Source organism: Alkalibaculum sporogenes (assembly GCF_009362815.1).
GTDB classification, from domain to species: Bacteria; Bacillota; Clostridia; order Eubacteriales; family Alkalibacteraceae; genus Alkalibaculum_A; species Alkalibaculum_A sporogenes.
In genome coordinates this window covers 1-1,124 of sequence record NZ_WHNX01000085.1, presented here as the reverse complement: position 1 = coordinate 1,124, position 1,124 = coordinate 1, and the positions used below count along the sequence as shown (strand labels likewise).

Genomic DNA, 1,124 nt, shown 5'->3' with positions numbered 1-1,124 from the left:
TTGATAAGGCTTATTTTTTTGTCAAATTTTACGTTTTATTATTGCGTGATATAGCGTGATATGATATAATGTAAGGAGGTAAAGGGGGTTCCACTATGCGTCTTAAAGTATCTCGTTCCAAGAATTCTGCTTCTTTTTACGTCACTAAAACGGTTTACATCGATAAAAGAGAAAAAACTATAACTGTTGAAAAATTAGGAACTGAGGCTTCTCTTCGCGAAAAACTTGGTGGGCAAGATCCTTACGAGTGGGCAAAATCATATGTTGAAGATCTTAATCTCAAAGAAAAAGAACAAAATCGTCAAGTTATTATTAAGAGAAATCAATCCACACTGATACCTAAAAATGAACAGCACTCATTCAATGGTGGCTACCTTTTCCTTCAGCAACTTTATCACCAGCTTAAAATCAATAAAATTTGTGATGATATCTCTTCAAGACATAAGTTCACTTACAATCTTGATGCTATACTTTCTAGACTGATTTATGGAAGAATTCTTTTTCCTTCTTCCAAGCTGAACACTTTTCAACTTTCCAATAATCTTTTGGAACAACCGGATTTCGAGCTGCATCAGATCTATCGTTCTTTAGAAGTTGTTTCGCAAGAAATGGATACAATCCAATCAGAACTGTACAAGAACAGCCTCGCAGTCTCTAAACGTAATGATAAAATCCTTTACTATGACTGTACCAATTATTTCTTTGAAATCGAACAGGAGGACGGTCTTAGACAATATGGACCTTCCAAAGAACACAGACCTAATCCGATTGTAGAAATGGGCTTGTTCATGGATGGAGATGGCATTCCTCTCGCTTTTAGTATACATAGTGGTAATACCAATGAACAGCAAACGCTTCAACCTCTTGAAAAGAAAATACTCAAAGATTTTTCTCTTGCCAAATTTATTGTATGTACGGATGCTGGGCTTTCTTCTACAGATAACCGGAAATTCAACAATATTAATGAGCGCGCATTTATCACCACTCAATCAGTTAAGAAACTCAAAAAGCATCTGAAGGAATGGGCACTTGATGCTAACGGATGGTCCTTAAATGGTTCTTCTACAAGTTTTAATCTTAATCAAGTGGAAACTTCTCAAGACTTGATTGAAAAGTATAGAAAT

Annotated in this window: 1 protein-coding gene; it reads left to right on the top strand. The window is 35.4% G+C overall.

Features of this window, described 5'->3' with window-relative positions; all coding sequences use genetic code 11:
• Positions 1–95 precede the first annotated feature (95 nt).
• Positions 96–1,124 (top strand): IS1634 family transposase (locus GC105_RS16660; RefSeq protein WP_425481547.1); only part of this gene is annotated, 1,029 nt, incomplete at its 3' end.